This is a genomic window from Streptomyces sp. NPDC052721 (genome assembly GCF_040678315.1).
GTDB lineage: Bacteria > Actinomycetota > Actinomycetes > Streptomycetales > Streptomycetaceae > Streptomyces.
Genome location: NZ_JBFATL010000001.1, coordinates 140799 through 159397, shown reverse-complemented (window position 1 = coordinate 159397; position 18599 = coordinate 140799). Strand labels below are relative to the sequence as shown.

The following is an 18599-nucleotide window of genomic DNA, read 5'->3' as shown; positions in this document are numbered from 1 at the left end:
GTAAGCCATCACGCGGCTCAGCTGGCGAGCCGCCTCCCGCTCTCCTCGTAAGAGGTACGTGCGCGACCCTACGCGCCGTACACCCGCCCCGGCGGCTCCGCCTGCGCCAGCAGCTTCCGGGCCGCCTCCCCCGCCTCCGCCGGTGTCCAGCGCGCACCCTTGTGGGCGGTGGGGCCGGGGCGCCAGCCCTCCATGACGGTGATCCGGCCACCCTCCGTCTCGAACACGCGGCCGGTCACGCCCGCGCTCCCGGCCGAGCCGAGCCATACGACGAGCGGGGAGACGTTCGCGGGTGCCATGGCGTCGAAACCCGTGGCCGGGGCCGCCATGGCCGTGGCGAAGGTACGTTCCGTCATGCGGGTGCGGGCGGCCGGTGCCACGGCGTTGACCTGGACGCCGTAGCGGGCCAGTTCGGCCGCCGCGACCAGGGTGAGCCCGACGATCCCGGCCTTGGCGGCGCTGTAGTTGCCCTGCCCGACCGAGCCCAGCAGGCCGGCCCCGCTGCTGGTGTGCACGACCCGGGCCACCGGGATCCGCCCGGCCTTGGCCTCGGCCCGCCAGTGCGCGGCGGCGTGTTTCAGCGGCAGGAAGTGGCCCTTGAGATGGACGCGGATCACGGCGTCCCAGTCGTCCTCGCCGAGGTTGACCAGCATGCGGTCGCGCAGGAATCCGGCGTTGCTGACGAGCGTGTCGAGCCGGCCGTACGTCTCGACGGCCGTGCGGATCAGGCCGGCCGCGCCCTCGCTGGTGGCGATGTCGGCGCCGTGGGCGACCGCGTCACCGCCCGCCGCCCGGATCTCGGCCACGACGGCGTCCGCCGGCCGCTCGGCGTCCGGGGCGCCGTCGACGGCGACGCCCAGGTCGTTGACGACCACCCGGGCGCCCTCGGCCGCGAAAGCCAGGGCGTGGGCGCGGCCGAGCCCCCGGCCGGCACCGGTGACGACGACGACCCGGCCCGCGCAGATTCCACTCATCTCAGCTCTCTTTCCCTTGGGCCGACGCGTCGGGGACACGGGGTTCGGCGGCGTCCAGGAAGGCCGGCCGTTCCCCGCCGCCGTGCACGTGCAGGCTCGCCCCGCTGATGTAGGCGGCGGCGTCGGAGGCGAGGAAGACGGCGGCGGCGCCGACGTCGGCGGGGAGCGCCAGCCGGCCCAGCGGGACGGTCCGGGAGACGGCGGCGATGCCGTCGGGGCCGCCGTAGTGCAGCGGTGCCAGGTCGGTGTGGACCATGCCGACGACGAGGGTGTTGACGCGGATCTCCGGCGCCCACTCCACGGCCATGGAGGCGGCCAGGTTCGCGAGCCCGGCCTTGGCCGCGCCGTAGGCGGCGGAGCCGGGCGAGGGGCGGTTCCCGCTGACGCTGCCGACCATCACGATCGAGCCCCTGGCGCGCCTGAGGTGGTGGTAGGCGGCGAGGGACGCGGTCAGCGGGGTGACCAGGTTCAACTCGATGACCTTGGCGTGTCGTTCGGCGTCGGCGTCGGCCAGGTGCCGGTACGGGGTGCCGCCGGCGTTGTTGACGAGCACATCCAGCCGGGGCAGTGCGGCGAAGAAGGCCCGGACGGCGGGCGGGTCGCGCAGGTCGAGGGGTGCGAACTCGACCCCCTCGCAGGGCCGGTCGGGCGGTCTGCGGGCGCAGGTCAGGACCCGGGCGCCCGCCTCGGCGAAGGCCCGGGCGATCCCCGCGCCCACTCCCCGGGTGCCGCCCGTGACCACCACGGTGCTCTCGCGCAGTGGGTTTTCCACAGGGCCGTTGTCCACAGGGTCGTTGTCCACAGGGCGGTTGTCCACAGGGCCTCCCGCTTGTCCGCGCCGACTGCTAGCTTCGAAGCCTCGCACCTAACAAATGTTTGGTGGAAAGGTAGCTGATGCGCCCATGGGTGTCTCCCGTTCGTCCCCGGAAAAGGGGATTTCCGTAGTGACCGTCGACTACCCGCCGGTCAACGCGCTGCCGGTGCGCGGCTGGTTCGACCTGGCCGACGCGGTGCGCGCGGCCGGCCGGGACCCGGAGATCCGGTGCGTGGTCCTGGCCGCCCAGGGGCGCGGGTTCAACGCGGGCGTGGACATCAAGGAGATACAGGCGACCGGGCAGGAGGCGCTGATCGGCGCGAACCAGGGCTGCGCGGAGGCCTTCGCCGCGGTCTACGAGTGCGAGACACCGGTCGTCGCGGCGGTGCAGGGCTTCTGTCTGGGGGGTGGGATCGGTCTGCTGGGCACCGCGGACGCGGTGGTGGCGAGCGAGGACGCCGTCTTCGGGCTGCCCGAGCTGGACCGGGGTGCGCTGGGCGCGGCGACCCATCTGGCCCGGCTGGTCCCGCAGCACCTGATGCGCGCGCTGTACTACACCGGGCGCACGGTGAGCGCCGCCGAGCTGCACGGGCACGGCTCGGTCTGGCGGGTGGTGCCGCGCGCGGAGCTGGCGGGGGCGGCGCTGGAGCTGGCCCGGGAGATCGCCGCCAAGGACGGACGGCTGCTGCGGATGGCCAAGTCGGCCATCAACGGCATCGATCCGGTCGACGTGCGCCGCAGCTACCGCTTCGAGCAGGGCTTCACGTTCGAGGCCAACCTCAGCGGCCTGGCCGACCGTGTCCGCGCCGCGTTCGGGAAGTCCGGGGGCTCCGGGACGCACGGGAACGCCTGGGAATCCGGGAAGAAGGGCGTGTAGATGGGCGACAAGACGATGACCGCCGAGGAGGTGGTCTCCCGGCTGGCGAGCGGCATGACCCTCGGCATCGGCGGCTGGGGCTCCCGCCGCAAGCCGATGGCGCTGGTCCGGGCGCTGCTGCGGTCGGACATCGGCGATCTGACGGTCGTCTCGTACGGCGGCCCGGACGTCGGCATGCTGGCCGCCGCCGGCCGGATCCGCAAGCTGGTCACCGCCTTCGTCACCCTGGACTCCATCCCGCTGGAACCGCACTACCGGGCGGCGCGCGAGCGCGGCGGCTTCACGCTGACGGAGGTCGACGAGGGGATGTTCCAGTGCGGGCTGCGGGCCGCGGCACAGCGCCTGCCCTTCCTGCCGGTACGGGCGGGGCTCGGCTCGGACGTCATGCGGGTCAACCCGGACCTCAGGACGGTGACGTCGCCGTACGCGGACGGGGAGACGCTGGTGGCCGTGCCCGCGCTGCGGCTGGACGCGGCCCTGGTGCACGTCAACCGCGCCGACCGGCTGGGCAACGGGCAGTATCTCGGCCCGGACCCGTACTTCGACGACCTGTTCTGCGAGGCGGCGGACGCGGCCTACGTCTCCTGCGAACAGATCGTGGGCACGGCCGAGTTGACCAAGGCGGCCGTCCCGCAGTCGCTGCTGCTCAAGCGGTTGTCGGTGACGGGTGTGGTGGAGGCGCCGAACGGCGCGCACTTCACCTCCTGCGCACCGGAGTACGGCAGGGACGAGGAGTTCCAGCGGCGGTACGCGACCACGCCCTGGCCGGAGTTCGCCGCACGGTTCCTCGGCGCGGACGAGGCCGCCTACCGGGCGGCGGTCCGGGACTGGCGGAAGGAGGAGGAGCGGTGAGGCTCACCCGCGCCGAGTACTGCGTGATCGCCTGTGCCGAGGCCTGGCGGGGCGCCGGGGAGGTCCTGGCGAGCCCGATGGGGCTGATCCCGTCGCTGGGCGCGCGGCTGGCCCGGCTCACGTTCGCGCCGGACCTGCTGCTGACCGACGGCGAGGCCCTCCTGGTCCGCCCGGACGGCACACCGGAGGGCTGGCTGCCCTACCGGCAGCACCTGGAGCTGGTGGCGGGCGGCCGGCGGCACGTGATGATGGGCGCGAGCCAGCTCGACCGGTACGGCAACCAGAACATCTCCTGCGTCGGCGACTGGGCGCTCCCCCGCAGACAGCTGCTCGGGGTGCGCGGCGCGCCGCTCAACACGCTGAACAATCCGACGAGTTACTGGGTGCCCAGGCACTCCCCGCGGGTGTTCGTGGAGCGGGTGGACATGGTGTGCGGGGTGGGATACGACCGGGCGGCCGGGTTGGGCGGCGCGGCCCGCTTCCATCACCTCGCGCGGGTCGTCACCGACCTCGGCGTCCTCGACTTCGCCACCCCCGACCACTCGATGCGGCTGGTCTCGGTGCATCCGGGGGTGAGCGTGGAGCGGGTGCGGGAGGCGACGGGGTTCCCGCTGGCCGTGCCGGACGACGTGCCGTTCACCCGGGAGCCCGGGGCGGAGGAGGTGCGGCTGATCCGTGAGGTGCTGGACCCGGCGGGGGCACGCGCGCGCGAGGTGCCGGAAGGGACGGGGAGCTGATGGAGACCGCGCTCACCCGGCTGGTCGGGGTCCGCCATCCGATCGTGCAGACCGGGATGGGGTGGGTGGCCGGGCCGCGCCTGGTCTCGGCGGCGGCGAACGCCGGCGCCCTCGGCATCCTGGCCTCCGCCACGATGCCGCTGGACCGCCTGCGGGAGGCGATACGGGAGGTACGGTCCCGTACCGGCGCGCCGTTCGGGGTGAACCTCCGGGCCGACGCGGGCGACGCGCCGGACCGGGTGCGGATCCTGCTGGAGGAGGGCGTCCGGGTGGCCTCCTTCGCCCTGGCGCCGTCCGCCGAGCTGATCGCCGAGCTGAAGGCGGCGGGCGTGGTGGTGATCCCGTCCGTCGGCGCCCGGCGGCATGCCGAGAAGGTGGCGGCCTGGGGCGCGGACGCGGTCCTCGTGCAGGGCGGCGAGGGCGGCGGACACACCGGCGAGGTGGCGACGAGCGTGCTGCTGCCGCAGGTGGTGGACGCGGTGCGGATACCGGTCGTGGCGGCGGGCGGCTTCTTCGACGGGCGGGGGCTGGTGGCGGCGCTGGCGTACGGGGCGGCCGGGGTGGCGATGGGCACGCGGTTCCTGCTGACCTCCGACTCGACGGTGCCGGACGCGGTGAAGGCCAGGTATCTGGCGGCGGCGGTCCGGGACGTCACGGTGACCCGGGCGGTGGACGGACTGCCGCACCGGATGCTGCGCACCGACCTGGTGGCGGCGCTGGAGCGGTCGGGCCGGATACGCGGCTTCGCGCACGCGGCGCGGCGGGCGGCCGGCTTCCGGCGGCTGTCGGGGCTCACCTGGCGGCAGCTGGTCCGCGACGGCCTCGCCCTGCGGCACGGCAAGGAGCTGTCCTGGAGTCAGGTGCTGCTGGCCGCGAACACGCCGATGCTGCTGAAGTCGGCGATGGTGGACGGCCGTACGGATCTGGGGGTGATGGCGGCGGGGCAGGTCGCCGGGGTGATCGACGACCTGCCGTCCTGCGCGGAACTGGTGGAGCGGATCATGAAGGAGGCGGAGGAGGTGCTGACCGGACTGGCAGAGCTGAGAGCGGACCGGTGACGGTCACGTGGCGGACGTTCCGCCCCACGGTCACAGCCGTCCGGCGATCACCACCGGCCGCTGCACCACCGCCGGGCCACCCCACAGCCACAGCCGCTCGACCATCACCACCCGGCCGCTGCCCCACCGCCGTCCCACCCCACAGCCACAGCCGTCCGGCGATCACCACCGGCCGTTGCACCACCGCCGTCCCACCCCACAGCCACAGCCGTCCGGCGATCACCACCCGGCCACTGCACCACCGCCGTCCCACCCCCCAGCCACAGCCGTCCGGCGATCGTGGCCTGCCGTGCTCCACCGTCGTCCCACCGCTCAGTCACGGCCGTTCGCCGAACGGCACCCGCCCGTCGTCCCACCGCGGCGTCACAGCCTTTCGATGATCGTCACGTTGGCCTGGCCGCCGCCCTCGCACATGGTCTGGAGGCCGTAGCGGCCGTCGGTGCGCTCCAGTTCGTGCAGGAGGGTCGTCATCAGCCGGGCGCCGGTCGCGCCGAGGGGGTGGCCTAGGGCGATGGCGCCGCCGTTGACGTTGACCTTGTCGGGGTCGGCGCCGGTCTCCTTCAGCCAGGCGAGGACGACCGGCGCGAAGGCCTCGTTGATCTCCACGAGGTCGATGGCGTCGAGGGTCAGGCCGGTCTTCTTCAGGGCGTGTGCGGTGGCCGGGATGGGCGCGGTGAGCATGCGGATGGGGTCCTCGCCGCGTGCGGAGAGGTGGTGGACCCGGGCGCGCGGGCGCAGTCCGTGGTCGCGTACGGCCCGTTCGGAGGCGAGCAGCAGGGCCGCGGCCCCGTCGGAGACCTGGGAGGAGCACGCCGCGGTGACCGTGCCACCGTCCAGGACGGGGCGCAGGGCGGCCATCTTCTCCAGGGAGGTGTCCCGGCGCGGGCCCTCGTCCACGGCGACCTCGCCGCAGGGGACGGTCTCGCGGGAGAAGCGGCCGGTGTCGATCGCCCAGATCGCGCGCCGGTGCGAGCGCAGGGCGAACTCCTCCTGCTCCTCGCGGCCGATGCCCCACTGGGCGGCGATCATCTCGGCGCCGGCGAACTGGTTGACGGGCTGGTCGCCGTAGCGGGCGCGCCAGCCGGTGCTGCCGAGGAAGGGGCCCTCGGTCAGGCCGAGGGGGACGGCGGCCTGCCGGGAGGCGAAGGCGATGGGGACCTGGGACATGTTCTGCACCCCGCCGGCGACCACCAGGTCCTGGGTGCCGGAGAGCACGGCCTGCGCGGCGAAGTGCACGGCCTGCTGGGAGGAGCCGCACTGCCGGTCCACGGTGACGCCAGGCACCTCTTCGGGCAGGCCCGCGGCCAGCCAGCAGGTGCGGGCGATGTCGCCGGCCTGCGGTCCGACCGTGTCCAGACAGCCGAAGACCACGTCGTCCACGGCGGCCGGGTCGATCCCGGAGCGCTCCACCAGCGCGGTGAGCACCCGCGCGCCCAGGTCGGCCGGGTGGACCGTACTGAGTCCTCCCCCGCGCCGCCCGACCGGTGTGCGGACCGCTTCGACGATGTAGGCCTCGGCCATGGCAACTCCCTCTGTAGGAAAGGGGCTATTCGCGTACGGCGATCCCGTCCAGGACCATCGACAGGTACTGGCGGGCGATCTCCTCGGGGCTGTGCTTGCCGCCGGGCCGGTACCAGGAGGCGGCGACCCACACGGTGTCGCGGACGAACCGGTAGGTGAGCCGGACGTCCAGGTCCGCGCGGAAGACCCGCTCGGCGACCCCGCGTTCCAGCGTGCTGAGCCAGGCCGTCTCGAACCGGCGCTGGGACTCGGCGAGGAAGGCGAACCGGTCCTGGGCGACGAGCTGTTTGCTCTCCTTCTGGTAGATGGCGACGGCCGCGCGGTGCCGGTCGATCTCCCGGAAGGACTCGGTGACCAGCGCCTGAAGCGTCTCGCGGGGCCCGAGTCCGGAGGCGAGGACGGTGTCGTAGCCGTCCCAGAGTTCGTCGAGGAAGGTCCGCAGGATCTCCTCGAGCATCGACTCCTTGGAGTCGAAGTGGTAGTAGAGGCTGCCCGCGAGCATCCCGGCGTGGTCGGCGATCCTGCGGACGGTGGTGGCGTTGTAGCCGTGCTCGGCGAAGACCTCGGCGGCGGTGCTCAGGAGCTCTCCGCGCCGGGCCGCTGCCGCGGTCACCTGGGGCTTCTTCTTGGTCGGCACGCACCCATTGTGGTCTGCCCGCCCGTCAGGGGTGCTGGCTGCTGACGGCGACGACCTCGCCGGTCAGGTAGGAGGAGTAGCCGGAGGCGAGGAAGACGATCACGTTGGCCACCTCCCACGGCTGCGCGTACCGCCCGAAGGCCTCCCGTCGGGTCAGCTCGGCGAGCAGTTCGGCGGAGGTGACCTTCTCCAGGTGGGGGTGCATGGCGAGACTGGGGGCGACCGCGTTGACCCGCACGCCGTACGCGGCGGCCTCGATCGCCGCGCAGCGGGTCAGTGCCATCACACCGGCCTTGGCGGCGGCGTAGTGGGCCTGTCCGGCCTGGGCGCGCCAGCCGACGACGGAGGCGTTGTTGACGATCACGCCGCCGCCGCTTTCGCGCATGGCGCGCAGGGCGGCCCGGGTGCAGCGGAAGGTGCCGTTCAGGGTGACGTCCAGGACCCGGGACCACTGGTCGTCGGTCATGTCGGCCAGGGCCGAAGTGCCGCCGAGTCCGGCGTTGTTGACGACCACGTCCAGCCGTCCGTGCGTGGCGACGGCCGCGTCGAACATGGCCCGTACCTGGGCCTCGTCGGTGACGTCGCACGGCACCGCGGCGACCGCGCCGGGGAACTCCCGGCCCAGCGCGGCCTCGTGCTCCTTCAGCCGGCGCGGGTGGGCGTCGCTGATCAGCACCCGGGCGCCCTCCTCCAGGAAGCGGCGCGCGGTGGCTCCGCCGATGCCGGTGCCGGCCGCCGCGGTGATGACGGCGGTGCGCCCGCGCAGCAGTCCGTGCCCGGGTGTGTAGGCCGGGCTCTCGACGCCTGTCATAGGGCCACGCTAACCTACCAAACACTTGTTAGGGAAGATGAGCGGCAGCGGAAGGAAGGCGGCGACCGTGGACCTGACCCACTCCCAGGCCGACGAGGAGTTCCGCGCCGCGGCCCGGTCCTGGCTGGCCGCGCACGTGCCGCGTACGCCGTTGCCGTCCCTGGAGACGGAGGAGGGCTTCGCGGCCCACCGCGCGTGGGAGGCCGAACTGGCCGCGGACCGCTGGTCGGTGGTGTCGTGGCCGGAGCGGTTCGGCGGACGGGACTCCGGGCTGCTGCGCTGGCTGGTGTTCGAGGAGGAGTACTGGGCGGCGGGCGCGCCCGGCCGGGTCGGCCAGAACGGCGTCAGTCTGCTCGCGCCGACCCTCTTCGCATACGGCACGGAGGAGCAACGCGCGCGCGTGCTGCCGCCGATGGCCACCGGTGAGGTGGTCTGGGCGCAGGCCTGGTCCGAGCCGGAGGCGGGTTCCGACCTCGCCGCGCTCACCTCACGGGCGGTGCGCACGGACGGCGGCTGGCGATTGCACGGGCAGAAGACCTGGTCCTCGCGCGCCGCGTTCGCGGACCGTGCCTTCGGCCTGTTCCGCAGCGATCCCGATGCTCCGAGGCGGTACGAGGGGCTCACGTACCTGATGTTCGACCTGCGGGCCCCCGGCGTCACCGTCCGCCCGATCGGCCGCCTGGACGGCAAGCCGGCCTTCGCGGAGCTGTTCCTGGACGGCTTGTTCGTCCCGGACGAGGACGTGATCGGCGAGCCGGGCCAGGGCTGGCGGATCGCGATGTCCGCGGCGGGCGACGAACGCGGGCTCACCCTGCGCTCCCCGGGCCGCTTCCTCGCCTCCGCCGCCCGGCTGCGCGACCTGTGGCGGGCCCAGGGCTCGCCGGAGCACGCCCGCGCCCGGGTGGCCGATGCCCTGATCGCCGCCCGCGCCTACCAGTTGTTCACCTACGCCGCCGCCTCCCGGGTCCTGGACGGCGCCCGGCTCGGCCCGGAGTCCAGCATGAACAAGGTGTTCTGGTCCGAGCTGGACCTCGCCCTGCACGAGACGGCGCTCGATCTGCTGGGCGCGGAGGGCGAACTGGCGGACGGGGCCTGGTCGGAGGGGTACGTCTTCTCCCTGGCGGGGCCGGTCTACGCGGGCACGAACGAGATCCAGCGGGACATCGTCGCCGAGCGGCTGCTCGGCCTGCCGAAGGGACGCCGCTGATGCGCTTCCTCCTCGACGCCGACCAGCGCGCCCTCGCCGACACGCTGCACGCGATGCTGAGCGCCGCGGACACCCCGGCGGCGGTCCGGGACTGGAGCCGGGGCGACCACGCGCGCGGGCGCGCGCTCTGGTCGCGGATCGCCGAGGTGGGGGTGTTCGGTCTGGCGGTACCGCAGGAGTACGGGGGGCTGGGGCCGCGCCCGGTGGAACTGGCGGTGGCGTTCGTGGAGTTGGGCCGGCACGCGGTGCCCGGCCCGCTCGCGGAGACGGTCGCGGCGGCCGTACTCCTGGGCGAACCCCCGCTGGCCGAGCGCTTCCTGCCCGGGCTCGCGGCCGGAACGGACGTGGCGACCGTGGCGGCGCGCACCGGCTACGCCCTCGACGGCGACGCCGCGTCCCTCCGCCTGTCCCCGGCCCCCGACGGCCTGTACCTGTCCACGGCGGCCCCCGGCCCCGTGCGCCGCTCCCTGGACCCGGCCCGCCGGCTGACTCCGCTCGCCCCCGCCGGCGAACTCCTCGCCCCCGCCGCGCCGTACGACCGGGCGTTCGCCTGGCTCCGCCTGGCCACCGCCGCCCAGGCCCTCGGCGTCGGCCTCGCCCTGCTCGACCGGACCGTCGTCCACGTGAAGCAGCGCACCCAGTTCGGCGTCCCCGTCGGCTCCTTCCAGGCCGTCAGACACCGCCTGGCCGACGCGAAGACCGCCCTGGAGTTCGCCCGCCCCCTGCTGTTCGGCGCGGCGGTGTCCCTGCGCCCGGCGGACGTGGCCGCGGCCAAGCTCACGGCGTGCGAGGCGGCGTACCGGACGGCCCGTACGGCGCTGCACCTGCACGGCGCGATCGGGTACACGGCGGAGTACGACCTGTCCCTGTGGCTGACCAAGGCACGGGCGCTGCGCTCGGCGTGGGGGACGCCTGAGGAGTGCCGGGACCTGGTGCTCGCGGACGGGCTCTAGGACATGGCGGCGGATCGACGCGGGGTCGTGTCTCAGTCCGGCCGTACGACGCCCGCCGCGTGTGCGGCCGCGAGCCACCTCGGGAACTCAGCGACGAGACGGTCGTACAGTTCCGTGTCGGAGACCCGGCGCGGGTCCTGGCCGGCGTGGAGGAAGCCGGCGTTGTCCACGGTCCGCTTGCCGGGGACCGCCGGTTCGTCCAGCTTGCGCAGGAACTCGAACTGCCGGCTGCCCGGGTCGCCGAAGCCGACGAACCGCCAGAACAGCGGGAGTCGCGCGGCCTTGCACAGATGGCGTTCGGCGGCGAGCCCGCTGACCGGGCCGCCGTCGGTCTGGAAGACGACGAGGGCGGGGGCGGTGGCGCCGCTGTCCAGGTAGTGGTCGATGACGGCGTCCATCGCCAGGTGGTAGCTGGTCCTGCCCATGCGGCCGAGCCCGGACACGATCCGCTCGATGCGGCCCTCGTGCCCGGCGAGGGCGATGTCGGTGACCGCGTCGACGTCGGTGGAGAAGAACACGACGGGCACCCGTCCGTCGTCGTCCAGGTGCGCGGACAGGCCCAGCACCCGGTCCGCGAGCGCCTGCACGCTGCCGTCCTGGTAGTACGGCCTCATCGAGCCCGAGTGGTCGACCACGAGATGGACGGCCGCCCGCAGCCCGTCCAGGCCGTGCTTGCGCAGGGACACCCCCGCCGACCGGTAGGCGTCGACGAGCGCGGGCGCGGTCTCCTCCACCTTGCGCAGGCTGAGCGCGGCCATGATCTCCCCCTGGGCCGGTCAGGCGCCGAGCGTACATGCGACGACGCCTGCCCAGTCGTCCGGTCGGGGACAGGCGGGCAGGCGCCGTTCATGTTCCGTACGCCTTTGTACGGGACGTCTGTGCGGGACCTGGGGTCCGTTGTGTGCGCGTCAGACCGCCAGGGCGCGGTCCGTCGGGCGGATCGGGGCCGGCAGATCGCTGGCTCCGGTCAGGAAGCGGTCGACTCCGCGGGCGGCCGAGCGGCCCTCCGCGATCGCCCACACGATGAGGGACTGGCCGCGGCCGGCGTCACCGGCGACGAACACACCCGGCACGTTGGTCTGGAAGTCGGCGTCGCGGGCGATGTTACCGCGTTCGTCGAGGTCCAGGCCGAACTGCTCCACCAGGCCGTTCTCCCGGTCCGTGCCGGTGAAGCCCATCGCCAGCGTCACCAGCTGGGCCGGGATCTTGCGCTCGGTGCCCGGCTTCGCGGTGAGCTTGCCGTCGATGAACTCCACCTCGGTGAGGTGCAGCCACTGCACGTTGCCGTCCTCGTCGCCCTCGAAGTGGGTGGTGGAGACGGAGTAGACCCGCTCGCCGCCCTCCTCGTGGGCCGAGGTGACCTTGTAGAGCATCGGGAAGGTCGGCCAGGGCTGGTTCGTCGGGTGCCGCTCGTCGTTCGGGCGGGGCATGATCTCCAGCTGGGTGACGGAGGCCGCGCCCTGCCGGTGGGCGGTGCCCACGCAGTCCGCGCCGGTGTCACCGCCGCCGATGACGACGACGTGCTTGCCCTCGGCCGAGACCGGCGGGGTGACGTAGTCGCCCTCCTGGACCTTGTTGGCCAGCGGCAGGTACTCCATGGCCTGGTAGATGCCCTTGAGTTCGCGGCCGGGCACCGGCAGGTCACGGGCGGTCGTGGCACCGACGGCCAGGACCACGGCGTCGTACCGCTTCTTCAGGTCGGTCGCCTTGAGGTCGCGGCCGATCTCGATGCCGGTGCGGAAGCGGGTGCCCTCCGCGCGCATCTGCTCGATACGGCGGTTGATGTGCCGCTTCTCCATCTTGAACTCCGGGATGCCGTACCGGAGGAGGCCTCCGACGCGGTCCGCGCGCTCGTAGACGGCGACCGTGTGGCCGGCCCGGGTCAGCTGCTGGGCGGCGGCGAGACCCGCCGGGCCGGAGCCGATGACCGCGACGGTCTTGCCGGACAGGCGCTCGGGGATCTGCGGGGCGACGTCCCCGGTCTCCCACGCCTTGTCGATGATCGAGACCTCGACGTTCTTGATGGTGACCGGCGGCTGGTTGATGCCCAGCACGCACGCCGACTCGCAGGGGGCCGGGCAGAGGCGACCGGTGAACTCCGGGAAGTTGTTGGTCGCGTGCAGCCGCTCCTGGGCGGCCGCCCAGTCCTCGCGGTAGGCGTAGTCGTTCCACTCGGGGATCAGGTTCCCCAGCGGACAGCCGTTGTGGCAGAACGGGATGCCGCAGTCCATGCAGCGGCTGGCCTGCTTGCTGATGATCGGCAGCAGGGAGCCGGGGACGTAGACCTCGTTCCAGTCCTTGACCCGCTCGTCGACGGGGCGGGTCTTGGCGACCTCACGGCCGTGGTTCAGGAAGCCCTTGGGGTCAGCCATTGGTCGCCGCCTCCATCATCTTCTCGGTGATCTCGGTCTCGGTGAGACCGGCTCGCTCGGCGGCGTCCTTGGCGGCGAGCACTGCCTTGTACGTGCTGGGGATGATCTTGCTGAACCGCTCCACGGCCGTGTCCCAGTCGGCGAGCAGCTTCTCGGCGACCGTCGAGCCGGTCTCCTCGGCGTGGCGGCGCACCACGTCGTGCAGCCACTGCTTGTCCGCCTCGTCCAGCGCCTCGACCGACCGGGCGTTGCCGGCGTTGACGTTGTCGCGGTCGAGGTCGATGACGTAGGCGATACCGCCGGACATGCCCGCCGCGAAGTTGCGGCCCGTCGGGCCGAGGACCACCGCGTGACCGCCGGTCATGTACTCGCAGCCGTGGTCGCCCACGCCCTCCGAGACGACCAGCGCGCCGGAGTTGCGGACGCAGAACCGCTCACCGGTACGGCCGCGCAGGAACAGCTCGCCGCCGGTGGCGCCGTAGGCGATGGTGTTGCCCGCGATGGTCGAGTACTCGGCGAGGTGGTCGGCCGCCCGGTCCGGGCGGACGATGATCCGGCCGCCGGAGAGTCCCTTGCCGACGTAGTCGTTGGCGTCGCCCTCCAGGCGGAGCGTGACACCGCGCGGCAGGAAGGCGCCGAAGGACTGGCCGGCCGAGCCGGTGAAGGTGATGTCGATGGTGTCGTCGGGCAGGCCGGCCCCACCGAACTTCTTCGTCACCTCGTGGCCGAGCATGGTGCCGACCGTGCGGTTGATGTTGCGGATGGCGACCTGGGCGCGCACCGGCTGTGCCTCGGTGGCGTCCGAAGCGGCCAGCGCGTCGGCGGCGAGCTTGATCAGCTCGTTGTCCAGGGCCTTCTCCAGGCCGTGGTCCTGGGCGACGATCCGGTGGCGGACGGCGCCCTCGGGCAGGTCCGGCACGTGGAACAGCGGCTTCAGGTCCAGGCCCTGCGCCTTCCAGTGGTCGACCGCGCGCTCGACGTCCAGCACCTCGGCGTGGCCCACGGCCTCCTCGATGGAGCGGAAGCCCAGCTCGGCGAGGAGCTCGCGGACCTCCTCGGCGATGAACTGGAAGAAGTTCACCACGTACTCGGCCTTGCCGGCGAACCGGTCGCGCAGGACCGGGTTCTGAGTGGCGATGCCGACCGGGCAGGTGTCCAGGTGGCAGACGCGCATCATGACGCAGCCGGAGACGACGAGCGGAGCGGTCGCGAAACCGAACTCCTCGGCGCCGAGCAGCGCGGCGATGACGACGTCACGGCCGGTCTTCAGCTGGCCGTCGGTCTGGACGACGATCCGGTCGCGCAGGCCGTTGAGGAGCAGGGTCTGCTGGGTCTCGGCGAGGCCCAGCTCCCAGGGGCCGCCCGCGTGCTTCAGCGAGGTCAGCGGGGAGGCACCCGTGCCGCCGTCGTGGCCGGAGATGAGCACCACGTCCGCGTGCGCCTTGGAGACGCCCGCGGCGACCGTGCCGACGCCGACCTCGGAGACCAGCTTGACGTGAATCCGCGCCTGCGGGTTCGCGTTCTTCAAGTCGTGGATCAGCTGGGCCAGGTCCTCGATGGAGTAGATGTCGTGGTGCGGCGGCGGGGAGATCAGGCCGACACCCGGTGTCGAGTGACGTGTCTTGGCGACCCAGGGGTAGACCTTGTGGCCGGGCAGCTGGCCGCCCTCGCCGGGCTTGGCGCCCTGGGCCATCTTGATCTGGATGTCGTCCGCGTTGACCAGGTACTCGGAGGTCACGCCGAAGCGGCCGGAGGCGACCTGCTTGATGGCGGACCGCCGCGCCGGGTCGTACAGGCGCTCGGGGTCCTCGCCGCCCTCACCGGTGTTGGACTTGCCGCCCAGCTGGTTCATGGCGAGGGCGAGGGTCTCGTGCGCCTCCTTGGAGATGGAGCCGTACGACATGGCGCCTGTCGAGAACCGCTTGACGATCTCGCTCGCCGGCTCGACCTCGTCGATCGGGATCGGGCCCCTGCCGGACTTGAAGCCGAACAGGCCGCGCAGCGTCATCAGGCGCTCGGACTGCTCGTTCACCCGCTCCGTGTACTTCTTGAAGATGTCGTACCGGCCGGTGCGCGTGGAGTGCTGGAGGCGGAAGACCGTCTCCGGGTCGAACAGGTGGGGCTCGCCCTCGCGGCGCCACTGGTACTCGCCGCCGATCTCCAGCGCGCGGTGCGCCGGGGCGATGCCGGAGGCCGGGTAGGCCTTGGCGTGGCGGGCGGCGACCTCCTGGGCGATGACGTCGATGCCGACACCGCCGATCTTGGTGGCGGTGCCGCTGAAGTACTTCTCCACGAAGGCCTCGTCCAGGCCGACGGCCTCGAAGACCTGGGCGCCGCGGTAGGAGGCGACGGTGGAGATGCCCATCTTGGACATGACCTTCAGGACGCCCTTGCCGAGGGCGTAGATCAGGTTCTTGATGGCCTGCTCGGGCTCGATGCCGTTGATGAAGGTGCCCGCGCGCAGCAGGTCCTCCACGGACTCCATGGCCAGGTACGGGTTGACGGCGGCGGCGCCGTAGCCGATGAGCAGGGCGACGTGGTGGACCTCGCGGACGTCGCCGGCCTCGACCAGCAGACCCACCTGGGTGCGCTGCTTGGTGCGGATGAGGTGGTGGTGGACGGCCGCGGTGAGCAGCAGCGACGGGATCGGCGCGTGCTCGGCGTCCGAATGCCGGTCGGACAGGACGATCAGGCGGGCGCCGTTCTCGATCGCCGCGTCGGCCTCGGCGCAGATCTCCTCGATGCGGGCGGCCAGGGCCTCACCGCCGCCGGAGACCCGGTACAGGCCGGACAGCGTGGCCGCCTTGAAGCCGGGCATGTCGCCGTCGGCGTTGATGTGGATGAGCTTGGCCAGCTCGTCGTTGTCGATCACCGGGAAGGGCAGGGTGACCGAGCGGCAGGAGGCGGCCGTCGGCTCCAGCAGGTTGCCCTCCGGGCCCAGCGAGGAGCGCAGGGAGGTGACCAGTTCCTCGCGGATCGCGTCCAGCGGCGGATTGGTGACCTGCGCGAACAGCTGGGTGAAGTAGTCGAAGAGCAGCCGCGGACGCTCGGACAGGGCCGCGATCGGGGAGTCCGTGCCCATGGAGCCGATCGGCTCGGCGCCGGTGCGAGCCATCGGGGCGAGGATGACGCGCAGTTCCTCCTCGGTGTAGCCGAAGGTCTGCTGGCGGCGGGTGACCGAGGCGTGGGTGTGGACGATGTGCTCGCGCTCGGGCAGGTCGGACAGCTCGATCTCGCCGGCCTCCAGCCACTCGGCGTACGGCTTCTCCGCGGCGAGGGACGCCTTGATCTCGTCGTCCTCGATGATGCGGTGCTCGGCGGTGTCGACCAGGAACATCCTGCCGGGCTGGAGGCGGCCCTTGCGGACGACCTTGGCCGGGTCGATGTCGAGGACGCCGACCTCGGAGCCGAGGACGACGAGGCCGTCGTCGGTGACCCAGTAGCGGCCGGGGCGCAGGCCGTTGCGGTCGAGCACGGCGCCGACCTGGGTGCCGTCGGTGAAGGTGACGCAGGCCGGACCGTCCCAGGGCTCCATCATCGTGGAGTGGAACTGGTAGAAGGCGCGCCGGGCCGGGTCCATGGAGTCGTGGTTCTCCCACGCCTCCGGGATCATCATCAGCACGGAGTGCGGCAGCGAACGGCCGCCCAGGTGCAGCAGTTCCAGGACCTCGTCGAAGGAGGCGGAGTCGGAGGCGTCCGGCGTACAGACCGGGAAGATCCGCTCGATGGCCTTCTCGTCCGGGCCGAACAGGTCGGAGACCAGCTGCGACTCGCGGGCGCGCATCCAGTTGCGGTTGCCCTTGACGGTGTTGATCTCACCGTTGTGCGCGACGAAGCGGTACGGGTGCGCGAGCGGCCACGACGGGAAGGTGTTCGTGGAGAACCGGGAGTGCACGAGCGCGATCGCGGAGGCGAAGCGGCGGTCGGACAGGTCCGGGAAGAAGGGCTCCAGCTGGCCGGTGGTCAGCATGCCCTTGTAGACGATCGTCCGGGCGGACAGGGACGGGAAGTAGACCCCCGCCTCCCGCTCGGCGCGCTTGCGCAGCACGAAGGCCTTGCGGTCCAGCGCGATGCCCTCGCTGGCCCGGTCGGTCACGAAGATCTGGCGGAAGACCGGCATGGTGGAGCGGGCGGTGGCACCCAGCAGCTCGGGGGCGACCGGGACCTCGCGCCAGCCGAGGACGGTCAGGCCCTCGTCGGCGGCGATCGTCTCGATCTGTGAGACGGCGTCCTCGGTGCCGTCCTCCGGCAGGAAGGCGATGCCTACGGCATAGGAGCCGGCGGCGGGAAGGTCGAAACCGGCCACTTCGCGGAGGAAGGCGTCCGGCACCTGCGAGAGGATGCCCGCGCCGTCGCCGGAGTCGGGCTCGGAGCCGGTGGCACCACGGTGCTCCAGGTTGCGCAGGACGGTGAGGGCCTGCTCGACCAGGGTGTGGGACGCCTCGCCGGTGAGGGTGGCGACGAAACCGACGCCGCACGCGTCGTGTTCGTTGCGGGGGTCGTACATACCCTGCGCAGCAGGGCGAGCATCCATGAACGACCAGTTCTGGCCATTCGCGGAATGCTGGGACGGCTGGCGCGGCGTACGCATCGGCTCTCCCGTCGTCGTCATGTGGCATGTGGCAGGTGCCGAGGGACGACGTTGGCCCTCTGCGTGAGATCTTCGATGAGATCAAAATTTCGTGCAGGTTACATGATGGAGCGGTTCTCGGGAACCGGAAACACCGTTCCAACATGCGGACGCCGCGGTCGCGGCGGAGGTGCCGCGCGGTCGCGGCGCGGTGCCGTGCGACGACGGCGTGCGGTGCGGTGGCGGCGGGGGCCGCGCGGTGGCGGCCGACGTGTGCGGGGGACCGTTGCGGACACGATCGGTCGGATCGGCGCCCGGCGGCCCGAAGGGGTCCGGGGCGAGCGTCATCGCCCACCCCACGGGGTGCGGCAGGCGTCATTGCCCACTGCGCTTACGGCTCATGCCCGGTGGTCATGCACTCGAAACCAGCGAGTAACGGGTACTTATGCGGCCCGTCGCATAGGTACCGGTCCAGCTATCCTACGGCCGTTCCGAACAGACTGCCCAGGGCGTACGTCACACCGGCCGCCGCACCACCGAGCGCGAGCTGCCGCAGACCGCTGAACCACCAGCTGCGCGCGGTCACCTTGGCCACGACGGCACCGCACCCGAAGAGTCCGGCGAGGGCCAGCAGGACGGCGGGCCACAGCGCGGTCGCTCCGAGCAGGTACGGCAGGACGGGCAGCAGGGCGCCGAGCGCGAACGAGCCGAAGGACGAGACGGCGGCGACCAGCGGCGAGGGCAGGTCCCCGGGGTCGATGCCCAGCTCCTCGCGGGCGTGGATCTCCAGTGCCTGCTCCGGATCCTCGGACAGCTGCCGGGCGACCTGCCGGGCCAGTCCCGGCTCGACCCCGCGGGCCACGTACAGCGCGGCCAGCTCGTCCTCCTCGTCCTGCGGATGCCTGCGCAGCTCACGGCGCTCGACGTCGAGTTCCGCCTCGACGAGTTCGCGCTGGGAGGCGACGGAGGTGTACTCGCCGGCCGCCATGGAGAAGGCGCCGGCGGCGAGCCCCGCGAGACCGGTGATGATGATGGTGTGCTGGCTCACGGACCCGCCGGCCACACCCGTCATCAGGGCGAGGTTGGAGACGAGACCGTCCATGGCGCCGAAGACGGCGGGCCGCAGCCATCCGCCGTTCACATCCCGGTGGGTGTGGTTGTCGCGGTGCGCCTCGTGCAGCGCGGCCTCGGTTTCGATGATGGCCATCCGGGCCCC

At 72.6% G+C, this 18599-nt stretch carries 15 protein-coding genes; 6 read left to right on the top strand and 9 right to left on the bottom strand.

Annotated elements, in window-relative coordinates; all coding sequences use genetic code 11:
- Nucleotides 1-68 precede the first annotated feature (68 nt).
- On the bottom strand, nucleotides 69-974 hold the full coding sequence (locus AB0L21_RS00740; RefSeq protein ID WP_365698732.1) for an SDR family oxidoreductase: 906 nt from the start codon (nucleotides 972-974) through the stop codon (nucleotides 69-71).
- A 1-nt stretch (nucleotide 975) separates the two neighbouring features.
- Nucleotides 976-1746, bottom strand: coding sequence for an SDR family oxidoreductase (locus tag AB0L21_RS00735; RefSeq protein ID WP_365781418.1), 771 nt, complete (start codon nucleotides 1744-1746; stop codon nucleotides 976-978).
- A 130-nt stretch (nucleotides 1747-1876) separates the two neighbouring features.
- On the opposite strand from AB0L21_RS00735, the gene AB0L21_RS00730 reads away from it, so the two are divergent.
- Genes AB0L21_RS00730 through AB0L21_RS00715 form a run of 4 tightly spaced genes read left to right on the top strand, consistent with a single transcriptional unit; the run spans nucleotide 1877 to nucleotide 5312 of the window.
- Nucleotides 1877-2665: an enoyl-CoA hydratase family protein gene (locus AB0L21_RS00730; protein WP_365781416.1), complete on the top strand. Its 789-nt coding sequence runs from the start codon at nucleotides 1877-1879 to the stop codon at nucleotides 2663-2665.
- Complete coding sequence (locus tag AB0L21_RS00725; protein ID WP_365698729.1) at nucleotides 2666-3517, top strand: CoA-transferase; 852 nt, start codon at nucleotides 2666-2668, stop codon at nucleotides 3515-3517.
- Nucleotides 3514-4254 (top strand): CoA-transferase, encoded by a 741-nt coding sequence (locus tag AB0L21_RS00720; protein ID WP_365781414.1) that lies wholly within the window; start codon nucleotides 3514-3516, stop codon nucleotides 4252-4254. Before AB0L21_RS00725 ends, AB0L21_RS00720 begins: the two co-directional genes overlap by 4 nt.
- Entirely contained in the window at nucleotides 4254-5312 is a 1059-nt protein-coding gene (locus tag AB0L21_RS00715; protein ID WP_365781412.1) for a nitronate monooxygenase, read from the top strand. Before AB0L21_RS00720 ends, AB0L21_RS00715 begins: the two co-directional genes overlap by 1 nt.
- Nucleotides 5313-5675: 363 nt before the next feature.
- On the opposite strand, the gene AB0L21_RS00710 is transcribed toward AB0L21_RS00715, so the two are convergent.
- From AB0L21_RS00710 to AB0L21_RS00700, 3 genes are read right to left on the bottom strand one after another with little or no spacing between them, the layout of a single operon-like run.
- Nucleotides 5676-6833, bottom strand: coding sequence for an acetyl-CoA C-acetyltransferase (locus tag AB0L21_RS00710; protein ID WP_365698726.1), 1158 nt, complete (start codon nucleotides 6831-6833; stop codon nucleotides 5676-5678).
- A 25-nt stretch (nucleotides 6834-6858) separates the two neighbouring features.
- Nucleotides 6859-7470, bottom strand: a complete 612-nt coding sequence (locus AB0L21_RS00705; RefSeq protein ID WP_365781410.1) for a TetR/AcrR family transcriptional regulator — start codon at nucleotides 7468-7470, stop codon at nucleotides 6859-6861.
- A 25-nt stretch (nucleotides 7471-7495) separates the two neighbouring features.
- Nucleotides 7496-8281, bottom strand: a complete 786-nt coding sequence (locus tag AB0L21_RS00700) for an SDR family oxidoreductase (protein ID WP_365698725.1) — start codon at nucleotides 8279-8281, stop codon at nucleotides 7496-7498.
- 67 nt (nucleotides 8282-8348) lie between these two features.
- On the opposite strand from AB0L21_RS00700, the gene AB0L21_RS00695 reads away from it, so the two are divergent.
- Both AB0L21_RS00695 and AB0L21_RS00690 read left to right on the top strand, forming a co-directional pair.
- Complete coding sequence (locus tag AB0L21_RS00695) at nucleotides 8349-9488, top strand: acyl-CoA dehydrogenase family protein (protein WP_365781408.1); 1140 nt, start codon at nucleotides 8349-8351, stop codon at nucleotides 9486-9488.
- Nucleotides 9488-10441, top strand: coding sequence for an acyl-CoA dehydrogenase family protein (locus AB0L21_RS00690; protein ID WP_365781406.1), 954 nt, complete (start codon nucleotides 9488-9490; stop codon nucleotides 10439-10441). Before AB0L21_RS00695 ends, AB0L21_RS00690 begins: the two co-directional genes overlap by 1 nt.
- Nucleotides 10442-10473: 32 nt before the next feature.
- Here AB0L21_RS00690 and AB0L21_RS00685 read toward each other — a convergent pair whose 3' ends face one another.
- The 4 genes from AB0L21_RS00685 to AB0L21_RS00670 form a co-directional block, all read right to left on the bottom strand.
- Entirely contained in the window at nucleotides 10474-11199 is a 726-nt protein-coding gene (locus tag AB0L21_RS00685; protein WP_365781404.1) for a VWA domain-containing protein, read from the bottom strand.
- 150 nt (nucleotides 11200-11349) lie between these two features.
- Nucleotides 11350-12813, bottom strand: a complete 1464-nt coding sequence (locus tag AB0L21_RS00680) for a glutamate synthase subunit beta (protein ID WP_365781402.1) — start codon at nucleotides 12811-12813, stop codon at nucleotides 11350-11352.
- On the bottom strand, nucleotides 12806-17404 hold the full coding sequence (gene gltB, locus AB0L21_RS00675) for a glutamate synthase large subunit (protein WP_365781400.1): 4599 nt from the start codon (nucleotides 17402-17404) through the stop codon (nucleotides 12806-12808). The genes AB0L21_RS00680 and gltB overlap by 8 nt, the downstream gene beginning before the upstream one ends.
- A gap of 454 nt (nucleotides 17405-17858) precedes the next feature.
- Complete coding sequence (locus tag AB0L21_RS00670) at nucleotides 17859-18590, bottom strand: VIT1/CCC1 transporter family protein (protein WP_365698720.1); 732 nt, start codon at nucleotides 18588-18590, stop codon at nucleotides 17859-17861.
- Nucleotides 18591-18599: the final 9 nt, after the last annotated feature.